This is a genomic window from Streptomyces sp. NPDC030165 (genome assembly GCF_055573595.1).
The window spans coordinates 1-554 of sequence record NZ_JBVIBD010000051.1 but is presented as its reverse complement, the minus strand read 5'-3'; the positions used below and the strand labels follow the sequence as shown (position 1 = coordinate 554).

At 71.8% G+C, this 554-nt stretch carries 1 protein-coding gene; it reads right to left on the bottom strand.

All coding sequences use genetic code 11. The annotated features are described in order from the left end of the window. Positions 1–102: 102 nt before the first annotated feature. Complete coding sequence (locus ACZ4Z1_RS41365) at positions 103–363, bottom strand: hypothetical protein (RefSeq protein ID WP_468491877.1); 261 nt, start codon at positions 361–363, stop codon at positions 103–105. Positions 364–554 lie beyond the last annotated feature (191 nt).

Sequence of the window (554 nt, the reverse complement as noted above, 5' to 3'; positions counted from 1 at the left end):
CGGCCTCATTCCCCCCCCTCATCCGGCGAGAGCGTTAGTGGTTTGGCGTCGCCCTCCCCCCCCCCCCCCCCCCCCCCCCCCGGCCCCGCGTCCGGCCGGGACTCAGTCCCCCACAGCACACCGGTGGTTCCGTACGGCGCCCACCATGCGGCGGCGATACCGCTTGGGGCCGGTGACCTCGGCCTCGACGCCGCAGGAGCAGGAGTAGACGACGGTCGCGGCGGGGCGGAACAGCTCACCCAGTCTTCCCACGAAGCGGGCAAAGGCGCGGTTGGCATCGGCCCGCTTACGGCGCTGATCGCCTTGCTGTCCTGCGGCCTGGTCGCCGTGCTGGTTGGCGTGCTCCATGACGGCGGCGGCCACAGCGGCGGTGTCGGCGTCGGCGTCGGCGGTTTCCGACAGGTACAGCGTCTGCGGCCCGGTCGCCGACGGCTCGTGGAGGCGGGCCCACCATCCGAAGGGTCCGGTTCGTTTCGAGTGACTGGCTGACCTGGGTGTTTGCCTGAGCGGGCTGGTCGGGGGTGTTGGTTGCTTCTACCTTCTCGGTGAGGGGG